This is a genomic window from bacterium (assembly GCA_024226335.1).
GTDB lineage: Bacteria > Myxococcota_A > UBA9160 > SZUA-336 > SZUA-336 > JAAELY01.
In genome coordinates this window covers 1-19473 of the sequence record JAAELY010000490.1, presented here as the reverse complement: position 1 = coordinate 19473, position 19473 = coordinate 1, and the positions used below count along the sequence as shown (strand labels likewise).

At 60.5% G+C, this 19473-nt stretch carries 11 protein-coding genes; 7 read left to right on the top strand and 4 right to left on the bottom strand.

The window, feature by feature from the left end; all coding sequences use genetic code 11:
- Positions 1–235 precede the first annotated feature (235 nt).
- From speA to GY725_23645, 7 genes are all read left to right on the top strand, one after another.
- Complete coding sequence (speA, locus tag GY725_23675) at positions 236–2143, top strand: biosynthetic arginine decarboxylase (GenBank protein MCP4007194.1); 1908 nt, start codon at positions 236–238, stop codon at positions 2141–2143.
- A 5-nt stretch (positions 2144–2148) separates the two neighbouring features.
- Positions 2149–2919: a 3-hydroxyacyl-CoA dehydrogenase gene (locus tag GY725_23670; protein ID MCP4007193.1), complete on the top strand. Its 771-nt coding sequence runs from the start codon at positions 2149–2151 to the stop codon at positions 2917–2919.
- Positions 2920–3089: 170 nt separating this feature from the next.
- Positions 3090–3230, top strand: a complete 141-nt coding sequence (locus GY725_23665; protein ID MCP4007192.1) for a hypothetical protein — start codon at positions 3090–3092, stop codon at positions 3228–3230.
- A gap of 31 nt (positions 3231–3261) precedes the next feature.
- Positions 3262–3531 (top strand): MoaD/ThiS family protein, encoded by a 270-nt coding sequence (locus GY725_23660; protein MCP4007191.1) that lies wholly within the window; start codon positions 3262–3264, stop codon positions 3529–3531.
- Between the two features lie 125 nt (positions 3532–3656).
- Positions 3657–5372, top strand: a complete 1716-nt coding sequence (locus GY725_23655; GenBank protein ID MCP4007190.1) for an aldehyde ferredoxin oxidoreductase — start codon at positions 3657–3659, stop codon at positions 5370–5372.
- A gap of 92 nt (positions 5373–5464) precedes the next feature.
- The gene (locus tag GY725_23650) at positions 5465–6715 is read left to right on the top strand and encodes a molybdopterin molybdotransferase MoeA (GenBank protein MCP4007189.1); all 1251 of its coding nucleotides are present in this window, start codon (positions 5465–5467) and stop codon (positions 6713–6715) included.
- Positions 6712–8607: a molybdopterin biosynthesis protein gene (locus tag GY725_23645; GenBank protein ID MCP4007188.1), complete on the top strand. Its 1896-nt coding sequence runs from the start codon at positions 6712–6714 to the stop codon at positions 8605–8607. The genes GY725_23650 and GY725_23645 overlap by 4 nt, the downstream gene beginning before the upstream one ends.
- A 26-nt stretch (positions 8608–8633) precedes the next feature.
- Here GY725_23645 and GY725_23640 read toward each other — a convergent pair whose 3' ends face one another.
- The 4 genes from GY725_23640 to GY725_23625 form a co-directional block, all read right to left on the bottom strand.
- Complete coding sequence (locus GY725_23640; GenBank protein MCP4007187.1) at positions 8634–10181, bottom strand: VCBS repeat-containing protein; 1548 nt, start codon at positions 10179–10181, stop codon at positions 8634–8636.
- Positions 10182–10264: 83 nt separating this feature from the next.
- Positions 10265–13165, bottom strand: a complete 2901-nt coding sequence (locus GY725_23635) for a DUF11 domain-containing protein (protein MCP4007186.1) — start codon at positions 13163–13165, stop codon at positions 10265–10267.
- 2 nt (positions 13166–13167) lie between these two features.
- Positions 13168–18981 (bottom strand): DUF11 domain-containing protein, encoded by a 5814-nt coding sequence (locus tag GY725_23630; protein MCP4007185.1) that lies wholly within the window; start codon positions 18979–18981, stop codon positions 13168–13170.
- 242 nt (positions 18982–19223) lie between these two features.
- Positions 19224–19473: DUF11 domain-containing protein (locus GY725_23625; protein ID MCP4007184.1), on the bottom strand; the 250-nt coding region annotated here is incomplete at its 5' end.

The following is a 19473-nucleotide window of genomic DNA, read 5'->3' as shown; positions in this document are numbered from 1 at the left end:
GCTGCGAAGCTCGATGCATCCGCCTGCGCTGCGTCGCGCGACCCTCTGCAGATCTACGGATCTGCGATCGGATCACGCTTCTTGCTCAGGCGGCGACTCCCGCTTCTCGCTCGAATCCTCCCTGTGCAGAGATTCCCTAGCAGGTCCCGCTCCTTGGGCCTAAGATGGGCCGCCGCCGAAGATCGGCGCCGGTTCGAGTGCTCCGCCCCGCTGCCGTGGGTCGAAGGATGGACGTATGACCCAGTGGACTACACGCGACAGTGCAGAGCTGTATGGGATTTCCTACTGGGGAGGCGACTACTTCTCCGTCGGGAAATTCGGCGACATCCTGGTGCATCCGAACGGAGGCGAAGGTGACGGCGGGTCGATCAACCTGCCCGACCTCCTGGTCGAACTCAAGCGACGCGGGATGCGAACACCGCTCCTGATCCGCTTCTCCGACATCCTCTCGAGCCAGGTGCGTGAAATCGGCGCCTGCTTCGATCGCGCGATCGCCGAGTACGACTACAACGGTCGCTATTTCGGCGTGTACCCCATCAAAGTCAACCAACAACGACAGGTAGTGGAAGAGCTGATCGGCTTCGGGAGCAAACGCAGCCTGGGCCTGGAAGTGGGAAGCAAACCCGAACTTCTCGTGGCGCTCGCATTGCTCGACAATCCCGACGCCCTGATCGTATGCAATGGCTACAAGGACCGTTCCTATCTGGAGACGGCCCTCCTTGCACAGCTTCTGGCGCGCAACCCGATCATCGTGCTCGATCGGCCCAACGAACTCGACATGCTCTTGAAGATTTCGGCCGAGCTGAACATCCGCCCTCGTATCGGCGTACGTGCGCGTCTGGCCTCCCGCGGCGCGGGCAAGTGGTCCGAATCGACGGGGGAGCGCTCCAAGTTCGGTCTGTCGGCAACCGAGATTGTTTCAGTGGTCAACCGCTTGCGCAGCGAGGACATGGTCGACTGCCTGGAGATGCTCCACTTCCATATCGGATCGCAGATTACGTCGATCCGCGCCCACAAGAACGCGCTCGGTGAGGCGAGTCGAATCTTCGTGGGTCTGCATGAACTGGGCGCACCCGTACATCTGCTCGATGTGGGGGGAGGCCTGGGCGTGGATTACGACGGATCTCAGACGAGCACCGATTCGTCGATGAACTACACGACCCAGGAGTACGCCTACGATGTGATCGCTGCGATTCGCGACGCGTGTTCCGAACGCGGTGTTCCGCACCCCGACATCATTACCGAGTCCGGACGCGCTCTTGTTTCGCACGCATCGGTCCTCGTATTCGATGTGCTCAGCGTCGATGCGATGCCCGAGAATGTGGGCCATCCATCGCCGGACCCCGCGGAGAACAAGACGATCCGAGAACTCTGGGAAGTCTGGTCGAATATCACTCGCGACAACGTTCTGGAGTCCTATCACGACGCCGTCCAGTTGAAAGAGGAAACGATCAGTGCTTTCGGTCTGGGTATGATCGATCTTGCAGGGCGGGCGCGCATGGAGCAGCTCTTCTGGGGCTGTTGTGAGCGAATTCAGCGGGAAGCCCGAAAACTGGACTACGTGCCCGATGACCTGAGACGGCTCGACCGTCAGCTCGCCGATACCTACTACGGAAACTTCTCGGTGTTTCAGTCACTGCCGGATTCCTGGGCGATGGATCAACTCTTCCCTCTCGTGCCGATCCACCGCCTCGATGAGGAGCCGACGAGACCCGCGATCTTCGCTGACTTGACCTGTGACTCCGACGGAAAGGTCGACCGCTTCATCGACCGACGTGGGCAACGCAATCTGATCCAGCTTCACTCGCCCGACGGACGCCCCTACTACATCGGGGCCTTCCTGGTCGGTGCCTACCAGGAGACTCTGGGGGAGATGCACAACCTGTTCGGAGATACCGACGCCGTCCACGTTCATCTCTTTTCCGACGGCGGGTACACGGTGGAGCAGGTGGTCGAAGGAGACTCCGTGGATGAGGTGCTCTCCTACGTGCAGTACGATCGACGCGATCTCGCGGAGAGGGTTCGCAAGGCAGTTGAACGCTCGCTCCGAAAAGGCGCTATTACCCTTGAGGAATCTGCGCTGCTCAGGCGCCGTTTTGAACAGGGAATGTCGGGTTACACGTATCTCGATCAGGAGGAATAGTCGCGATGGAAATCCAGGGAACAGCAGCACTCGTCACCGGAGGCGCATCGGGGCTCGGGGGAGCAACTGCAAAAGAGATTGTTTCAGCGGGCGGGAAGGTCGTGATTCTCGATCTTCCGACTTCGCCGGGCGAGAAGTACGCCGCCGAGCTGGGAGAGAATGCAATCTTCTGCCCGGGCGATGTGACAAAGCCCGAGACCATCGAAGCTGCGCTCGATCAGGGCATCGAGGCCTTCGGCGAAATTCGTATGGTCATCAGCTGCGCGGGAATTGGCTGGGCGCAACGCACGGTCACGCGCGATGGCCCTCACCCGATCGAACCCTTCGCAAAAGTCGTCGAGATCAACTTGATCGGTACTTTCAACTCGATCAGGCTCGCGTCTGATCGCATGTCGAAGAACGATCCCGACGCTGGCGGCGAACGCGGCGTGATCATCAATACCGCGAGTGTCGCCGCATACGACGGTCAGATCGGGCAGGTGGCCTATTCGGCCTCCAAGGGCGGGATCGTCGGCATGACGCTTCCGATCGCCCGCGACCTTGCGAGTATGGGGATCCGTTGCATCACGATCGCGCCCGGTCTATTCGACACGCCGCTGCTGGCGGGCCTTCCCGAACCGGCGCGCCAGGCGCTGGCCGCGAATATTCCCTTCCCGCGACGCCTGGGGGATCCGGCGGAATACGCGCACCTGGCGCGTTCCATCGTCGAGAATCCGATGCTCAACGGCCTGACCATTCGCCTGGACGGCGCGATTCGCATGCCACCAAAGGGTTGAGCCGGCCAGGCACCAGGAAAGCGATCTGGCCCATCGCATCCCCAAATCCAAGCAGTCCAAAAGATTCCAGGAGCCCTTCATCTTGCCCAATGCCCATCTGGCGCCCGAGGAACTGTAACTGGATCTGATGAAGAAGATCCTGACGCGGATCGCCCTGGGCGATACGTATCGTGCGTGGCTGCCGAAGGATCGATCACTACTACCTGCGCAACTGCCGAGCGGCGATCGACGATTTTCGCGCCGAGCGCGACATCGCGACGCCCATGCAGAAGATTGACGATTGCTCAGTGTTCTGGCGGCGCGAAACCTGAACACCCGGCGCGCCCAGGTTAGACTCCCATCATGCCAACCGTGATCATTCCGCCGCCGTACCGGGGGCCGACCCAAGGCGCGAGCCAGGTCGAGGTAGAGGCCGGGACCGTGCGCGAGGCCCTGGATGCCGTGGAGTCGCAATACCCCGGTTTTGGTCCGCAGGTTTTCTCCGCCGACGGTTCCGTGCACCGTTTCGTGAAGCTGTTTCTGGCCGAGGAACTCCTGGATTCCGCTGGGCTCGATCGCGCTCTCACCAAGGGTGATTTCGTCACGGTGATTGCCGCCATCGCGGGCGGCTGAGCGGTTTCGAGCAGGGGCCTGAACGGCCCGCGGGCGGGCGGCAGGAGAGCGCCGGAAAGCCCGCGGCCGCGGCGGTTCTTGCTGCGGCCCTATGATAGACTCCCGGCCCTCACAGGAGGACCGAAATGGCCGACCGCATCATCCAAGTCAATATGACCGATCAGAGTGTTTCGTTCGAAGACCTGCCTGAAGAATGGAACCTGCTCGGTGGTCGCGGTTTGTCCGCGAAGATCCTGCAGCGTGATTGCGATCCGACCTGCGATCCTCTCGGTCCTGAAAATGTGCTGGTGCTCGCTTCCGGCCTTCTGTCTGGCACCGCGGCACCGACTTCCGGTCGGCTTTCGGTCGGTGGCAAGAGCCCGCTGACCGGCGGCATCAAGGAAGCGAGTTCGGGTGGCAATCCCTCCCAGGATCTGAACAAGCTCGGTTTTCGCGCGATCATCGTGAAGGGGTCTCCCTCGAATAGCGATGCTCGCTACGGTCTCGAGGTCGATGAAAGCGGCGCGCGTGTTGTCGCAGCCGACCACCTCAAAGGCTTGTGGAATTATGCGACCTGCGAGGCGCTCGCGAAAAACTACGAGAAGACCGCGTCGTTCATTACGATCGGACCCGCGGGTGAAGCTCAGCTGACCGGCGCATCGGTAGCGTGCACCGACCAGGACGGTCGCAGGCCTTCTCGCCACGCCGGTCGTGGTGGACTCGGTGCGGTCATGGGCTCGAAGGGCCTGAAGTTCGTCGCCGTAGACCGGGGCAAGGCCAAGCTGCGGACACCGGCTCGCAAGGCGGAGTTCGCGGAACTGAGCAAGAAGGTTTCGAAGGCGTACCTGGAAGGTCCGCAGATGTTCAAGACCGGTACCGCTTCGGTGGTTCCCGTCGCGAACATGCTCAACACCTTCCCGTACAAGAACCGCACCGAGGGTCAGTCGCCCGACGTCGCGAACCTGGAAGGGGCGCGCATCAACGAGAGCTTCGAGAAGCGCGGAGGCAGCATGCATAACTGCATGACCGGCTGCATCGTGCAGTGCTCCAACATCGTTCACGACTCCGAAGGCAACTACAAGACTTCCGCGCTCGAGTTCGAGACGCTGACACTGCTCGGTGCGAACTGCGCCGTCGCCAGCTGGGAAGACGTTGCCGATCTGGACCGGATCTGCGATGAGGTCGGACTCGATACGATCGAGGCCGGTGCGGCACTCGGTGTCTTGATGGATGCCGGCAAGATGGAGTGGGGCGATGCGCAGGGCATGAAGGACCTGCTCTCCAAGGTCGGCAAGGGCGATGAGCTGGCCGATACGGTCGGCAATGGCGCCGTCGCAGTCGGCAAGCGGACGGGGCATCATCGGATTCCGGTGGTCAAGGGCCAGGCGATTCCCGCGTGGGATCCGCGACCCCTCAAAGCAACCGGCGTGACATACGCCTCCGGCCCGATGGGTGCGGATCATACGGCGGGTCTGATCGTCAATCCGGGTCTGCCGCCCGAAGAATTCGCACGTGCGTCACAGGAAGTGCAGTTGATCAACGCCGTTTGTGACTCGTCGGGTTTCTGCCAGTTCCTCTCGCCGACGCTCGACCAGATTCGCGAGTACTACGGCCATATGGTCGGAAAAGAGGTCTCGCGGGAGGAGATTGCGGATCAGGGTTGGCAGATCCTCCAGGATGAGTGGGATTTCAACCAACGCGCCGGCCTGACCGAAGCAGATGACGTGCTTCCCCAGTGCATGAAGGAAGATGCGATCGGCCCGGCCAACGCCGTCTTCGACGTCTCCGCAGATGTGATCGCCGATGCGAAGGTCCGCAAGCCCATACGTGAGGAACTCTTCGCAACCAAGGCCTCTGGTTAGGACCCTTTCTCAGGAGCCGACCGACGCCAGTTCGGTCGGATCCTGGGAATGGACGGAATACCAGGGAACCGCGACCGCACGGTACAGCGATGATGCGAGACGTTCGAATGCGTGGCTTCTCGGAGCGCGCCGACGTCGAGCAGGTGGAGTCCGCGCTCGCGAAGCGCTCCGCGCCCCTGCCTTCGGAGGTCGTACCGCTTCGAGAGTGTGCCGGACGCGTGCTCGCACGCGGGGTGAGTTCCCGATTTGATGTTCCGGGTTTTGCCCGCTCCGCGATGGACGGTTACGCCGTGCGCGGAGAAGACACCTTTGGGGCTTCGGAGTACACGACGATCTCGCTCCACCTGATCGGCGAGAGCTACCCCGGGCGGCCCTTCGACGGCGAGGTCGAAACCGGTCAGGCCGTGCGCATCATGACCGGTGCACCCGTTCCAGCGGGTGCTGATGCCGTCGTGAAGGCGGAAGTCTGCGAGGAGCATGCCTCGAAAGTCGAGATCCGCGAGCCGGTAGCACCGCAAAAAAACGTGGGAGCGATCGGCGAAGACATCCGAGTGGGTGCGGACGTGCTTTCCGCGGGTCGCCGATTGCGTCCGCAGGATGTCGGACTTCTGGCTTCGATCGGTTTCGCCGAAGTTGAGTGCGTTCGCACTCCCAGGATTCAACTGGTCATCACCGGCGACGAACTTCTGGAGGCGGGCAGTGCTCCAGAGGGTTGCAAGATCGTGGACTCGAACTCGATCATGCTCAGCGCCCTGGCCGAGCGCGATGGTGGCACGGTCCTGCCCTTCGAGATCTTGCCCGACCGGCCGGAGGTGATCCGGGCCGCGCTGGCCACGGAGCAAGCCGACGTCGTGCTCGTTTCGGGCGGAAGTTCGGTTGGCCTGGAGGATCACGCGCCGCGACTACTCGCCGAGTTGGGCACCCTGGATTTTCACGGTGTGACCATGCGTCCCTCGAGTCCCGCCGGCGGCGGGCGAGTGGGAGCCTCTCTGGTTTTCCTGCTTCCGGGAAATCCGGTCAGCTGTCTTTGCGCGTACGAGTTCTTCGCCGGGCCATCGATTCGTGCACTCGGCGGCCGCACGCGCGCCTGGCCCCATCGGCGCGTTCGTGCACCGTTGCTGCGCAAGATCGTTTCAGAGGTTGGGCGTACGGACTACGTGCGCGTCGTTCTCGAATCCGAAGGTGTGACGCCAATTGCGACCTCCGGCGCGTCGATCCTCTCGTCAACGGTCAAGGCGAGTGGGGCGGTCATCGTCGCTCGAGAGTTGGAGGGCATGCCCCAAGGTGCCGAGGTCGAGGTCCTGCTCTACGACGACGACTCTGGGATCGGAGAACTTCCTTGAAACAGGATCAATTCCTCGAAGTCATCGATCGCGACGAAGCCGAGCTGCGCTGGCATGCCACACTGGATCTTGCGCCACTGTCCCCGGAGGAAGTGTCCGTCGAAGAGGCACTGGGGCGCGTGCTCGCCGGCGATGTACGTACCGAAGTCGATGTGCCCAGTTTCGACCGCTCGAACATGGATGGATTTGCAGTTCGGGCGGCCGACACGTTTGGCGCAAACGAGTCCGAGCCCCTTCGGCTGCAAATCAATACCGAGACGATCCCGACCGGGGTTAGACCCAAGGATGAAGTGAGACCCGGAACGGCTACTTCGATTGCGACCGGCGGCATGCTGCCGCGCGGTGCGGACGCGGTCATCCCGGTCGAACTGACGGATCTGTCCGATGACGGAAAGACACTGAGCGTGCGCGACGCGCGCGTGCCGGGAGCAGCGCTCTCGTACGCGGGTACGGATATGGGCGCCGGTGAAACCGTGCTGTATGCGGGGACCCGCCTTTCCTCTCGGGAAACCGGCGTGCTGGCGGCCATCGGTGTGGCTCGTGTTTCCGTGGTACGCCGCCCACGCGTGGCGGTGATTTCCACGGGCGACGAGATCGTGGCTCCGGGCGAAGAGATGCGACCTGGATTGGTATACGACTCCAATGGACGCATCCTGTCTGACGCGGTGATCGAACTGGGAGGTCAGCCGGATTTTCTGGGCGCGTTTCGCGACGAGGAAGATGAGCTACGCACCGTAACAGAACGCGCATTGCGTGAGAACGATGTCGTCCTGCTTTCCGGTGGAACATCGAAGGGCGAGGGCGACCTATCCTATCGAGTGGTAGCTGAACTCGATCCGGGAATTTCGGTCCATGGCGTGGCACTCAAGCCCGGAAAGCCCGTGTGCCTGGCGGCACAAGCGGGAACTCCCGTGGCGATACTGCCCGGTTTCCCCACATCTGCGATCTTCACCTTCCACGAGTTCATCGCGCCCGTGATCCGACAGCTTTCCGGCCTTCCAACCCAGCGCGTCGAGAATTGTCGCGCGGAACTCGCCGTGCGCGTCAATACCGACCGGGGTCGACTGGAGTATCTGCTCGTCGGTCTCGTACGCACATTGTCAGGAGGACTGGCAGCCTATCCGATGGGCAAAGGCAGTGGCAGCGTCACCTCGTTTTCCCGCGCAGACGGATTCGTGCGCATGGAGCGTCAGACCGAAATAGTCGAAGCTGGAACCGAGGTCGCCGTAACGCTACTCGGCGGTGCTCTCGAACCGGCGGATCTCGTCGTGATCGGAAGCCATTGCATCGGGCTCGATGTGATCGCCCGCGCGCTACGAGCCGAGGGGTACTCGGTCAAGCTACTGGCAGTCGGAAGCCAGGCTGGTATTGATGCCGCGCGCCGCGGGGAGTGTGACGTCGCGCCAGCGCACCTCCTGGATCCGATAACCGATACCTACAACACTCCGTTTATCGATGACAGCCTGGAACTCATCCCGGGATATCGGCGAATGCAAGGAGTGGTGACCCGTCCAGACGAAAAGCGGGATACGGGCTTGCTACTGGCGGATTCGGAGCTTCGCATCGTCAATCGCAATCGAGGAAGCGGAACTCGCGTGTTGATCGACCAGCTTCTGGAAGATCGCCGTCCGGACGGCTATCCCTACGAGCCGCGCTCCCACAACGCCGTGGCGGCGGCCATCGGACAGGGGAGAGCGGACTGGGGCGTCACGATCGAGACGGTAGCGCGGGGGGCGGGTCTGGTGTTTCGGCCGCTGCGTACCGAGTACTACGACTTCGTCGTTCCGAAGGCGCGACTCGAGCGGCCGGTGGTACAGGCCTTTGTTCGCCTTCTCGGACTGCCCGCGCTGCGCGCGGAGCTAGAAGAGCTGGGATTCTCGACTCCCGGCTAGCATTCCGCCGTAACGCACGGCGGTTCTCAGTGAATACCTGAGGTCGGAAGTTCGCGCAGCACTGGGCGCGTTCCCGGAAGTCGACCCGTATTGCGGCCTAGTTTGACAGGCACGTCGAAGTTGTGAGGATCGAAGATCACGAAATCCGGCAATCCGTCGCGATTGAGATCTCCCCACTGAATCACACCGGCCGTCCCGATTTCTTGACGCAGCGGCTTTGTGTCGAAGGGGCCTTTGGGGCCACCCAGATAGAATTCCAGTTCCTCACCGCCGCCCGACAAAACGAAGTCCAGATGTGTATCTCCGTTGATATCTGCGTTTGCCGTCGGGATGAAACCCTTCATGCGAAACGTAGCGAAACTGAAGGGCAGAGAGAGCTTCTTGTCGATCCAGGGTTTCTCGCCGAACCCGCCGTCCTCGGAGTAGCGGCGAATCGAAACGGTTGCATCAATTTCGCTACTCAGTAGCAACTCAACGAATTCCAGCATGCTGAAGTCAAATTTCACACTCAGGAGTTCGGGCCGGTTGTCGCTATCGAGATCCAGAAGCGCATTCGAAACGAGGCTCGCATCGTAGCTCAGCGTTTCATCGGGCTTTTCGAGATCCCAAACACCGCCTTTGTTCAAGTAGACGTAGAGCGTCGTAGTCGCATCCTTAAAACTGCCTTGCACGTGAGAGATCAGCAAGTCGAGTTGGTCATCGTTGTTGATGTCACCGAACTCGCTCGTCACACCGCCCGATCCGCGAATATGATCGCGTGCGGTAACGAATCTCAAGGGGTAGCTACGGCTTGCCGTTGTATCGAACCCTCCCGTCTTCTTCTGCAGAAAGACGCGAATCTCGTGACGGGTCGCTGAAATTATGTCGCTGCGACCATCACCATCGACATCGCCAACGCTCAGTTTGGGTACATCCAGGTAGACTTGGAAGTCGCTTTCCAGGGAGAACAAGCCGGTGTTGGGAAGGATGAAATAGTTTGCGCGGCGGGGAAGGATGATCTGGGCTTTCAGTTCTCCGGTCGTCGACAAGGCGGTGAGCTGGCCGATCTGCGGTATCAGCAGCCACGGTTCAGTTCCGAAGTCGCGATACACGATCGGAAAGCGCTCGAGTCCACGTTCATCGTCGGCCACGCCTACAGATGAAGGGCCCGGTGCCCGGAGGTCCCAGGTTTTGACTTTCGGGCCCGCGAGCGAAAAGATCGAAACGCCATCCGGACGCAGCAGCACGAGTTCTTCTCCGGCTGTCTCTGGCCGAACGTCAGAGATATCGTAGACGGCGCTCCAGTGCGGAACCTCGAATACGTGAGTCGGTTGCAGCGGAATCTGTTCGGGTTGGCTGGAGAGGTAGACCCGGATCTCTCGCGTCTCCGAGGGGCCGACACCCTTCAGTGCGACGATAAAGAGGTCGGTCTTTTCGTCTCCATTGAAGTCGCCAAATCCTGCGGCAACGCTGCGTCCTTCATTCTCGATCTCCTGAATATCGAAGAAGACGTCGTCTTTGAGCGCATTCAGGGCAAGGGGAGACGAACAGAGTATGACCAGCGATCCAAGCAATGCGCTGCGGAGAAGGAACACCGCGGCATACTATCAGTAGCGGGAATTGCCGCGCAATCAGTATGAATTGAAGTCGGGGAGATTCTTGACCCACGAGTTGGGTCTTAGTCGATCCGTACACTGTAGGTTACGGTTCCTGTTCCCGAGGCGGGCAGTGTCCCGCTTATCGTCCATTGCAATGAACCCGTAGCTCCAACCGTCGGTTGCATCGTCACAGTGCAACTCGTTCCGGGGTCTGCAGGACCGCAACTCGCCGCCAGAAAGGTGGTGAAAGCCGGTGTCGAGTCGAATACATCTACGTCGGTGATGGGGGCGGAGCCCGTATTCGTGTACTCGATGCTGTAGACCAGCGTATCGCCGGGTAACGCGGTCGCCAGGTCCACCGTCTTGTGCAATACCAGACCGGCGCTTTGTGAATCCGACGCGGTCGTCAGATCGGTCAGACTGTAACTGGCCATCAGGGGAGGGAGCGCATTCGCGTAGCCGAAAACTGCGGTGACCTGAGTCGAGTCCTGCGCACCGAAATCCGCGGCTTCGGGAATGGTCTCCCGCACAATCACACAGACCCTATCCCCGGTGCTCACGGGAACTGGGCTGATGAGTTCCGGCTCTCCCGGAGTGATCAGGCCGTCGCAATTCTGGTCGTGGAAGAGTGCTGCCGTGAAGGCTGGGCTGGCGGGGGTCGTAGTCTGGGATGTGAAGAAGCCAACCGTGCCAGAACTCTCAGCGAAGAAAGTGTGCGCATAGAAGACCACGCTTCCAGGAAGCGAACTCTGCTGGCCGTTCGCCTCGAAGCGATTCTCGAGGACATCACCAAAGCCCGTGCCCGTGTAGGAAGTTCCCGGCGTATTGGTGAAACTCAGTGCATCGGTTGGGCGATCGTAGGTGCCAGCTGTCGTGCCCGATGAACCACCGGTCGATCGATATCCGCTCGGATTCGTCTCGACAATCACGACCGTGCTCGAACCGATGGCTGCGGGAAGCCAGAGTTCAAAGCTGCCATCCGCCTTTGTCCAGTCCGAATCCCAGGTCGTCGTGGTGGCTGCGTCTGTAGCTCGGATCTCGACTTTCCCGATTCCGGTTTCACCAGCATCGTGTATTCCGTCGTTCGCAACGGCACCTCCCGCGCCATCGTCGCGGAAAACGCTGCCCCGCACACGCGATCCCTTGAACAATCCCAGATCCTGATCCGCCAGGGCTCGCGTGGATAGTGTCAGGGGCAATCCGCCACTTGTCGGTTCCACGAAGAGCCAGCCGCCCGGTTGTACCGGGCTGGGATTTGCTGCGGAGTCCGTTACGACGACCGTGTAGTTACCGGCGGTCAGGCTCGCAAAGCTGAATGAGCCTGTACCCGGACCAACCGGGTTGGATCCGACGACGGCTCCCCCCTGAACCAGGTTGACGAAAACCGCGCTTCCACCCGTCCAGTCTTCGCTGGCCTCTGCCATCAGATTCGGCTGAGTATCCTCGTACACACGACCAGATACGCTTAAGAGCAATTCGAAGACCTGATCGTCGACGTTGTAGTAGTTGGCCTGGTTCACAGCCGCCCCTGCACCCGGACGTCTCGCGAGACCCGCGCCGTCCCGTGCTCGCACACGAATGACCCAGCTGTTTCCGACTGGGTCGCTCGTGGTAAAGGTGTAGGTCGGGGAGCCCGAGTCGCTGCCATCGTTGCTCCATGTGTGATCCCCTGCTACGGCATCTCCGTGCGTTCCATCGTCGAAAAGTACGATGTCGCTGGTGACGGTCTGTCCTGCGTTGTCTAGTACATCGGCTACGACTCGACCGGCCGGAACGACGGCTTGTGCATCTGCAACAATGCTGAGTGTGTCGCCGATGTCGTACTGCGCCATTGCCGCTCCTGATCCCGTGTCGGGGGGATCAGTGATGTTCGCACCGAAAGCCTCGACTGTCCCCGCGATTGCAGTCACCAGACTCCAATCCAGATCGTCGAGGCCGATCCACGTGCGGTACAACTGGTCGGTGTAGTAGCGCATTTCGAAACGCACGGTGATCGTGGTTCCCGCGTAGGGTGCGAGTGGTAGCGTGGCGGTCCGCCAGCCCTGGTCGATGTAGTTCGCGCCAAAGGCAATATTTCGTCCGATCCCGGCCGCGTCGATCCGAAGTCCATTGGTCGGAGTGATCGTGAGCGCCGTATGGTTGATCACGGGTGGGTTGATTGCTGAAGTTCCCGCCCGGATTCTGAACCAATCGTATCTCGCGTCACCGATGTAGCTATCGAAACCTTGCAATCTGAAACGGATGTTCAGGTTTCCTGAAGCGGTGTTCGGAACGCGAAAGCTCCGCTGGACCCACGCCAGTTCGTTATTCGCTCCATTTTCGCACACCGTCCGGAAGCCGGTCAGGTGATAGTTGCTACCGGTTCTCGGCGAGTTGTTGACAGTCGCTGCACTATCGCTACAAGTCGGCGGGTTCGTTGGCAGAGTGATCTCGCTTCCCTCGCCTCCCAGAGGGTGGATCTCGTTATTCGCTGCACCGGCCTGAGTATTGCCAGTCGTCCAGCCGGAGTTTCCGAATTCGAAACTGCCGTTGATCGTTTGAGCATTCGGCCAGGGCGCTTTGGCTGGGTTCGCGGTGATGTCGAAGTAGGCATAGTAGGTAGCGGGACCAGCGTCTTCGACCAGGAATCGAACTTCGCCGCGCTCATTACCGGCAGCATCGCTGACATTCGCGAAGCGAACGTCGGTGAATTCCTGTGTCGTTGCGAGTGTTCCGCCCGGTCGCACCAGGCGAACCGAGTTCGTGTCCAAGGTGCCGGGCACATTCATGGAGGCCAGAAGGGCGCCGAAATCGATATCGATGCTCGCAGTTGCTCCGTCAGGAGTTCCCGCCGGGATGCTTACCGGAACCCGATAGTGCCAGCTGGTGTTGAACCAGGGAATCGTTCTGAAATCGGCGCGGGCTGGCATGATCAAGATCGCGGCGATTACCAGGCTCGGCCAGGCCAGGTGCAGGAACCTTGATGAAGCTCTCCTTGCCATGGCTAGCGAAACCTGAGCAGTTTGGAGAGTGGTCCGGTCTCTCGCGTGAGGAGTTTCTCGTCGAACTTGAAGCGCAGACGTACGTAGACGCCCGGTGTCGAGTAATGGAGTTCATCCAGGTCGTCGTCTTCGAAACCGAACACGTTGTAGCCGCCGGAGAGCCACAGGTTCTGCATGACGAGGTACCCGACCTCAGCGCCCAAACCGTATTTGTAGGAGGCTGTCCCGTTACTGGTCAGTACGCTCCCCATCAGACTCAGATCCCAGCGCCCGGTGATGTCGTAGGTGAGGCGGCTGCTGATCAGTTGGCCGAGGTTCTGATCATCGAGTGTATTGGAGTCCTCGACGACAAACTTCGCTGCGTAACGTCCGAAGAGATTGAGTCGCCTGCTGGGTTGCACATTCAGGTGGGTAGAGAAGATCGCAAGATCTCTGTTGACGTCAGGGTCCGATCCCCGGCCAGCGCGTTCAGCACGGAACTCGAGCTGAAAGAGTCCATCCCAGAAGTTTGTAGCAGTGTCACGGAATGCCAGTCCGATCTGGATCCTGTCTCGTAGCTGGGAGTCATCTGCTGAGTCGAGTGTAAAGGAGTGGCGAATCAAACCCGTCCAGCTGTCGCTGATTCGAGCTGCAAGCCCGGCCGTGTGCAACCAGCTTTCCGTGTCACGCCCATCTCGGAACTCGAGCCGTCCCGTTGCCTTCCAGTTCTTGTTGGCGGTGTAGCCGAGGCCGATTGCGATGGCCGTACTCTCCTGATCCCCAGTCCTCGACAGACTGTGAATGCGCTCGAGGCTCGATTGAATTCCCAGCAACGGCGTGACTTTCCACAAACCGCGCAAGCCAATCGCGGCTTCTGCATCTCGCCCCGAGAATGTGTCCGCGCCCCGGTATTCGGAGAATACGTGGCTGTTGCTTGTGTAGTCGGCGTCCAGCCCCACTACCGTCGCATGTTGCCGAGAATGGGAATTCAAGGCAAAAGGGCCAACCAGTGAAGAGATGAGTTCGTGTCGTGCGTACACACGCGCCCTTGGGTTGATCTGGTACTCACCCCCAAGTCCGAGCATCCGATTTCCGAAATCGTCGACATCTTGCTCGAATTCCGCGAATACACTCAGCTTCGGAATCTGCGGAAGCTGCGCCGTGAGTTTGGCACGGAGCGACGTCAGAGTGCGCGGCGTATCACCTTCTGTAGAGGAGTCCGCAGCTTCCAGAGTCTCGGTCACGTACCGCGCGCCCAGTTCGGCTTTGAGCGAGGCGCCAAGAGTCCGCTCGACCGAGATCGCGACGCCTTGTCGTCGACCATCCGTAGCGACGTCTTCGGTTCGCAAATACTCCCCGCGCAGCCGGGTCTTCTGATTGATCTGGAAACTCGTATCGAGTCCGATCTCCAGCCTTCCCGTTCCCAAACCGGATCCCGTATTGGAAAACTGCTCGTCTGTCTTGCCGGCATAGGCGTGGGCATCAAGGCGCGATCCCGCATGCCGCAGTTCCAGCCTTTCTCCAATCCCGCCACCGAGCAAGTCGGTATCGGTCGCCGCCGCTTCACCCACGAGTTTGGTTTCGTCGCTGAGCTTCAGCGTGAAGCCGGCCGACGCCATCGAGAACGGCTCCTGATCATTCTGGTCTTCAACGAAGCTGCCACCGAATTCCAGAAACGAGAAGGGGCGGTAACGGGCTCGCGCTCCAGTAATCCAGTGGTCGGAACCGCCTTCTTCAACCTCGTACGAAGCGCGAATGAAACGGGGATTCAGATCCGAATCGTGACTCGCGACGGGGCCACTGAAAAGGATCGTTCCACTCAGGCTGTCGACGGTATAGTCAGTAAAGCGTGCTTGGGGCTCGGCTTTGATGACCACGGATGGATGATCGCGATCGCGCGTGATGACTTCGACCGTCTCGCTGCCGCGTAGGATGCGGCGAACACTCAGAGTATACGGCCCGGAGATTCCTTCGGCGGGAATCTCGTCACTCACCTGCGTTGCGTCGCCTTCGCTCGCAAAGAAGTCCACGTCCACGACGTCGTGCTCATAGCGACCGAACACTCCGGTCAGGCTGCGCTGGTAGCGTGCCAGGCTTCGCGGATCGCTCTCGAGCGCATTCGTTGTGAAGTCACCGTAGGTGATGTGGGACCGGTCTTTCTCTATGCGCATGTACAGCGGGGTCGTGGATTGCGCATCGAATCCCCTGAGAGAAGCATCGCCGTACACCGGATAGAACTCATCGGGTTGGATATCCCTGAATAGGCGAGAGTCCTGTTTCTGGGCCGAGTCATAGCGAAACGTCAGCAGGTATTCCTCGTCGACTGCGCCTTTCAGGAACACGGCAGTTCGAGAACTGAACTGGTTCTTCCAATCGCGCTCCCGGCCGCCGATCGCGGAGAGTTCTTCTTCAAAACCGTCGTCGAATCCGAGTTGATCCGATGATCTACTTTCCAGCCCGCGTTGTGCGAAGCTGCCCTCGACTACACCGACCGCCACGAGCGGGCGCAATGCGGGTACGAAAATCAGTTCCGTCTGCGCCTCGTAGCGTCCGCTGCGGGCGCGAATTTCCACTTCGCCGGTCTCGGTAGCGGGAGTCATGGCAAACCGGCCGATCCCGCCGTTGATGAAACTCTGAACGCCGGGTTCGACCGGGTCGACGTCTTCGACCTCCCAGGTGCCTCGTGTGCTCTCGAGGGTCACGGCCGTCCGGCTTCCGACACGCAGGCCCGTTGCGTCGAGAAGCCTTACTTCTACGACGGGACCGGAAGTCCCGTCAGCGGGAACACGCTTCATCGGCATGCTCAGTTCGACCTTCGCCAGGGCGCCTGGGCTGAACACTTCGATGTTCTTGGATCCGCGCTGGTTCCCAAAGGCGTCAAATCCGACCAGTTCCAGGTAATTCGATCCAGGCTCGAGGCGGACGGCGACATACTCCCAAGCTTCTGTCTTCGTCGCGCGCAAGCTGCTGCGTGTTCCGACGCGGCTATCGGAGACTTCGTTGCCGTTTACGTGCAGAGCCAGACGGGTGCCGATCGGACCTTTGACGCGCACGATCGTCTGCGAAAGCAGAAGCCTCTGGCCGTGCATTGGCCAGAGGAAGTCGAGCTCGTTATCCAACTCCGGCAAGAGCACGTCAAAGCCAGGCTGTTCGAATGCGGGTTTGGAATTGATCGGTGCAACCGGTTTGGGTTCAGGTTGGCTCAGGCCCAGAAGACGAGACAGCTCGGAGAGTCCGAGACTATCCCGGCCCGTTTGAGTGCCCTCAGCCGGAAGCGTTCGCGGATCACTCGTTTGGGTAGGTGCTCTGTCAATCGCGAGTCGTTCATCGAGCTGCTTTTCCAGCTCCGATACCGCCGCTCCGGTCCGCTCCCTGCGTGCGAGGGCTTCAGCGAGAATCTGATTGCTGCAAGAGTTCTCGGCGAAGTCAGCTCGATGTAGTTCGCCGCGCTTCAAATCGACGAAACGCGTGTCCGGATCTTCTCCGTTGCGGTTGCTCAGTACGGATAAGCTACTTCCCGCAGGAAGAGAGTAACGATCGATCTTGACGACGTGTGTACGCGGTTCTACTCCGTAGAAACTGTACTTACCGTCCGCATCCGTGAAGACGAAGCTCCCGTTTTCCAGATACAATCTAACCTGCGCCAGTCCGATCTCGCCCGGATCTTGCAGACCATTGTCGTTGCAGTCCGTGTAGACCTTGCCGAGAATGAACCCACGGCTGTGGAATACGCCACCCTGAACATCGACGATTGCGCTGGCGGTATTGCCTGTCGTCGTGGTGCTGGTAGCAGTAGCTCGGTTGATTGCTTCGCCTAACTCGGTGCCCGGACCGATGTTTACACGGTACGAGATCGTCAGTGTCTGACCGGAGATCACTACGCCAGCGTCGAAGACGAGACTTCGACCCGAAGCAACCGGGTCAGACATTGGTCCGAAGTCCAGGCGAGCGGAGCCCTGCTCGTACTGGAATCCCACCGGCAGGGTGTCGAGCACCTCCACGCCGAACAATGCGGCGCCGGTACCGTTGCGGACAGTAATTTCGTAGTCGAGGAGATCGCCAATCTCGACGACGTCGCGCGAAGCCGCCTTCTCGACAGAGAGTCCAGAGACCAGTGCGCCAGGATCCAAGGGAATATCTACGAGTACGGGGCCGAGAGCTGAAATCCCGAACGGGAGACCGAAGGAGCCAGAAGGGTCGATCGCGCGGCCAGGTGGCAGCAGACCAATTGGAACCGTCGAAGGGAATCCGTATCCGGCCGGTGCAACGACTTGCAGCGAGTATGTACCAGGTGCAACGAGTGGGAACTGATAACGGCCATCAGGTCCAGTTACGACGGGATTCGCCGCGGGTGTGGAGCCGTCTGCTTCGAGTACGACGGCCGGGAGGCCGCTGTTCATCAATGTGACGACCGCGCCGCCCAGAGGCAGGTTTGTCTGGCTGTCGAATACGATACCCAGAGGATCGATCAGCAATGTGGCGTAGGCGGTCGGCGCCGTTCCGCAAGGAGCGAGTGCTGCAGTGATGACATCGTTTGCCGCAATCTCGAGAACGCCGTTTCCACTCAGAACCGGCACTGCACCGGCATCAGCTGTAGGCACGCTCGGAAGAACGCGAAACACGCCCGAGTTGGGAGATATCTCGATTCCAACGAAGTTCTCGGAGTCCCCTGAGACAGAACTAGTAAGGGTGATCACCGCAGGATCATTCAGGCTTGGATTCAGATTGCACTGGCTGGACTCGGCCTGCAGGTAGAGCGGTGACCCCACCGAGCCGAGAGCGGCGACGCTTCCGTAGCTCGTGTCTGTGAAGAAGTCGACGCTCGGCCCGGGTCCACTGACGATCAGTGTGACCGAGTTGCTGATCGTGCTCGCAATCCCGGCCGAGATCCCGTCGTCGAAACGGATTTCTCCCGTGTTCGTGATGGGACCCGATGCAAGCGAAAGAACTCGAACATCGAAACTGACCGAGTAAGCCTGCCCGCTTGCGAGGTCTGGTAAGCCAAAGGCAATTTCGTCGACCTGGGTGAGGTCCGCAGGAGGCAGGGTCGTGTAGTTTAGAGTTGGGCTTCCGCGTGAGTGGTACAGCGCTATCCCGAAGCTCGGGTTGATCGGGCTGGTGTACTCGAGATTTGGCGGGAGCGCGTCCCGCAAGAGCACGTAACTCGCTGCTGCGCCGTCCACTGTCACCGGAGAGCCCGTTGCTGGAAGCGGGCCGGTGTTTCGACCGCTGAGTGTGAAGGTGACCGCTCCGCCTGGCGATGGGGTCAGGTCCGACGCGGCTTTCGACAGGCTGAGGATCGCGCCGCCCCCGATCACGAGATCGTCAGTATTCGAGTCGCTGGCTCCCTGTAGATCCGTCGTCGCAGTCAGAAGAATCTGGGCGATCTGTCCGGGTAGTACGGTGCCGGGTGTGGACCCGACAACGAGCAGATTCAGTATTGCCAGAGGTGCGAGCAGCGTCGCCGGTCCTCCGGAGATCGGGCTTTCCCCCGGGTCGAGAACTCCGTTCCCGTTCAGGTCGCTGATGATGTCGAGTCCCAGGGCCTGGAAGTCGTCCCCACCCAGGTTCGCGAGCACGAGCGAATACGTGCTCTGGGTGTTTCCCGTGTTCTGAATGCGATGCGCGATGGCGAATGAACCGCTAGCCGCAGCGGCGCGCGTCGTGTCGATCGTGAGCAGCAGTGCCTCGAGTGGCGCTACCCTCACGATGATGCGATTTGAAACGAGCGGATTCAGAAGACCGGTAACCGTCGAGATGTAGCTGCCGGTCGCGCGGTTATCGAGGGATGAGCCTGCGGCTGGTGCGGCTTGGGTCGACGTCGCGCTGAATAGCATCGAGAGAAGCGCGAGAAGTAAAAGGGGATCCCTATACTGCGGGTGTCCTCTCTGCTGTCGAGCCCTCTCGTTCATGAGTTGCTCTCTTGGCCGGCGGCGCGATCCGAGGGTCCGGAACAACCGGACGCATATCGGGAAAGGGGCGGGATGAGAAACGATCTCAAGGATTGGTCGGGAACTCGAGAAGCCCCTCCCGCGCGCAGCCGTGGCTTACGCGAGGGAGGGGCGAGTTCTCCGATCGCCTACGGGTCGATTCGAACGGCGAAAGTCAGTGTTACGCTGGCACCCGGGGTAATCGTACCCACGGTGGCCTGGACGGTTCCCGTAGCTCCCGCAACCGGAGCGGTCACGGCTCCCTGCGTAACTGTCGCGGCACCAGCCGCAGTGTTGTAGGTGGTGTTCGTCGGCGTGGCGTCCGTGATGACCACAGAATCCACATCGGCTGCTGCATTGTTTGTCGCTATGATCCGGTACTGGATGCACTCACCCGGC

What these genes read in the sequence shown, in the direction of transcription:
- speA (MCP4007194.1), top strand. Translation starts at nt 236, where the DNA reads ATGACCCAGTGGACTACACGCGACAGTGCAGAGCTGTATGGGATTTCC.
- GY725_23670 (MCP4007193.1), top strand. Translation starts at nt 2,149, where the DNA reads ATGGAAATCCAGGGAACAGCAGCACTCGTCACCGGAGGCGCATCGGGG.
- GY725_23660 (MCP4007191.1), top strand. Translation starts at nt 3,262, where the DNA reads ATGCCAACCGTGATCATTCCGCCGCCGTACCGGGGGCCGACCCAAGGC.
- GY725_23655 (MCP4007190.1), top strand. Translation starts at nt 3,657, where the DNA reads ATGGCCGACCGCATCATCCAAGTCAATATGACCGATCAGAGTGTTTCG.
- GY725_23650 (MCP4007189.1), top strand. Translation starts at nt 5,465, where the DNA reads ATGCGAGACGTTCGAATGCGTGGCTTCTCGGAGCGCGCCGACGTCGAG.
- GY725_23635 (MCP4007186.1), bottom strand. Translation starts at nt 13,165, where the DNA reads ATGGCAAGGAGAGCTTCATCAAGGTTCCTGCACCTGGCCTGGCCGAGC.
- GY725_23630 (MCP4007185.1), bottom strand. Translation starts at nt 18,981, where the DNA reads ATGCTATTCAGCGCGACGTCGACCCAAGCCGCACCAGCCGCAGGCTCA.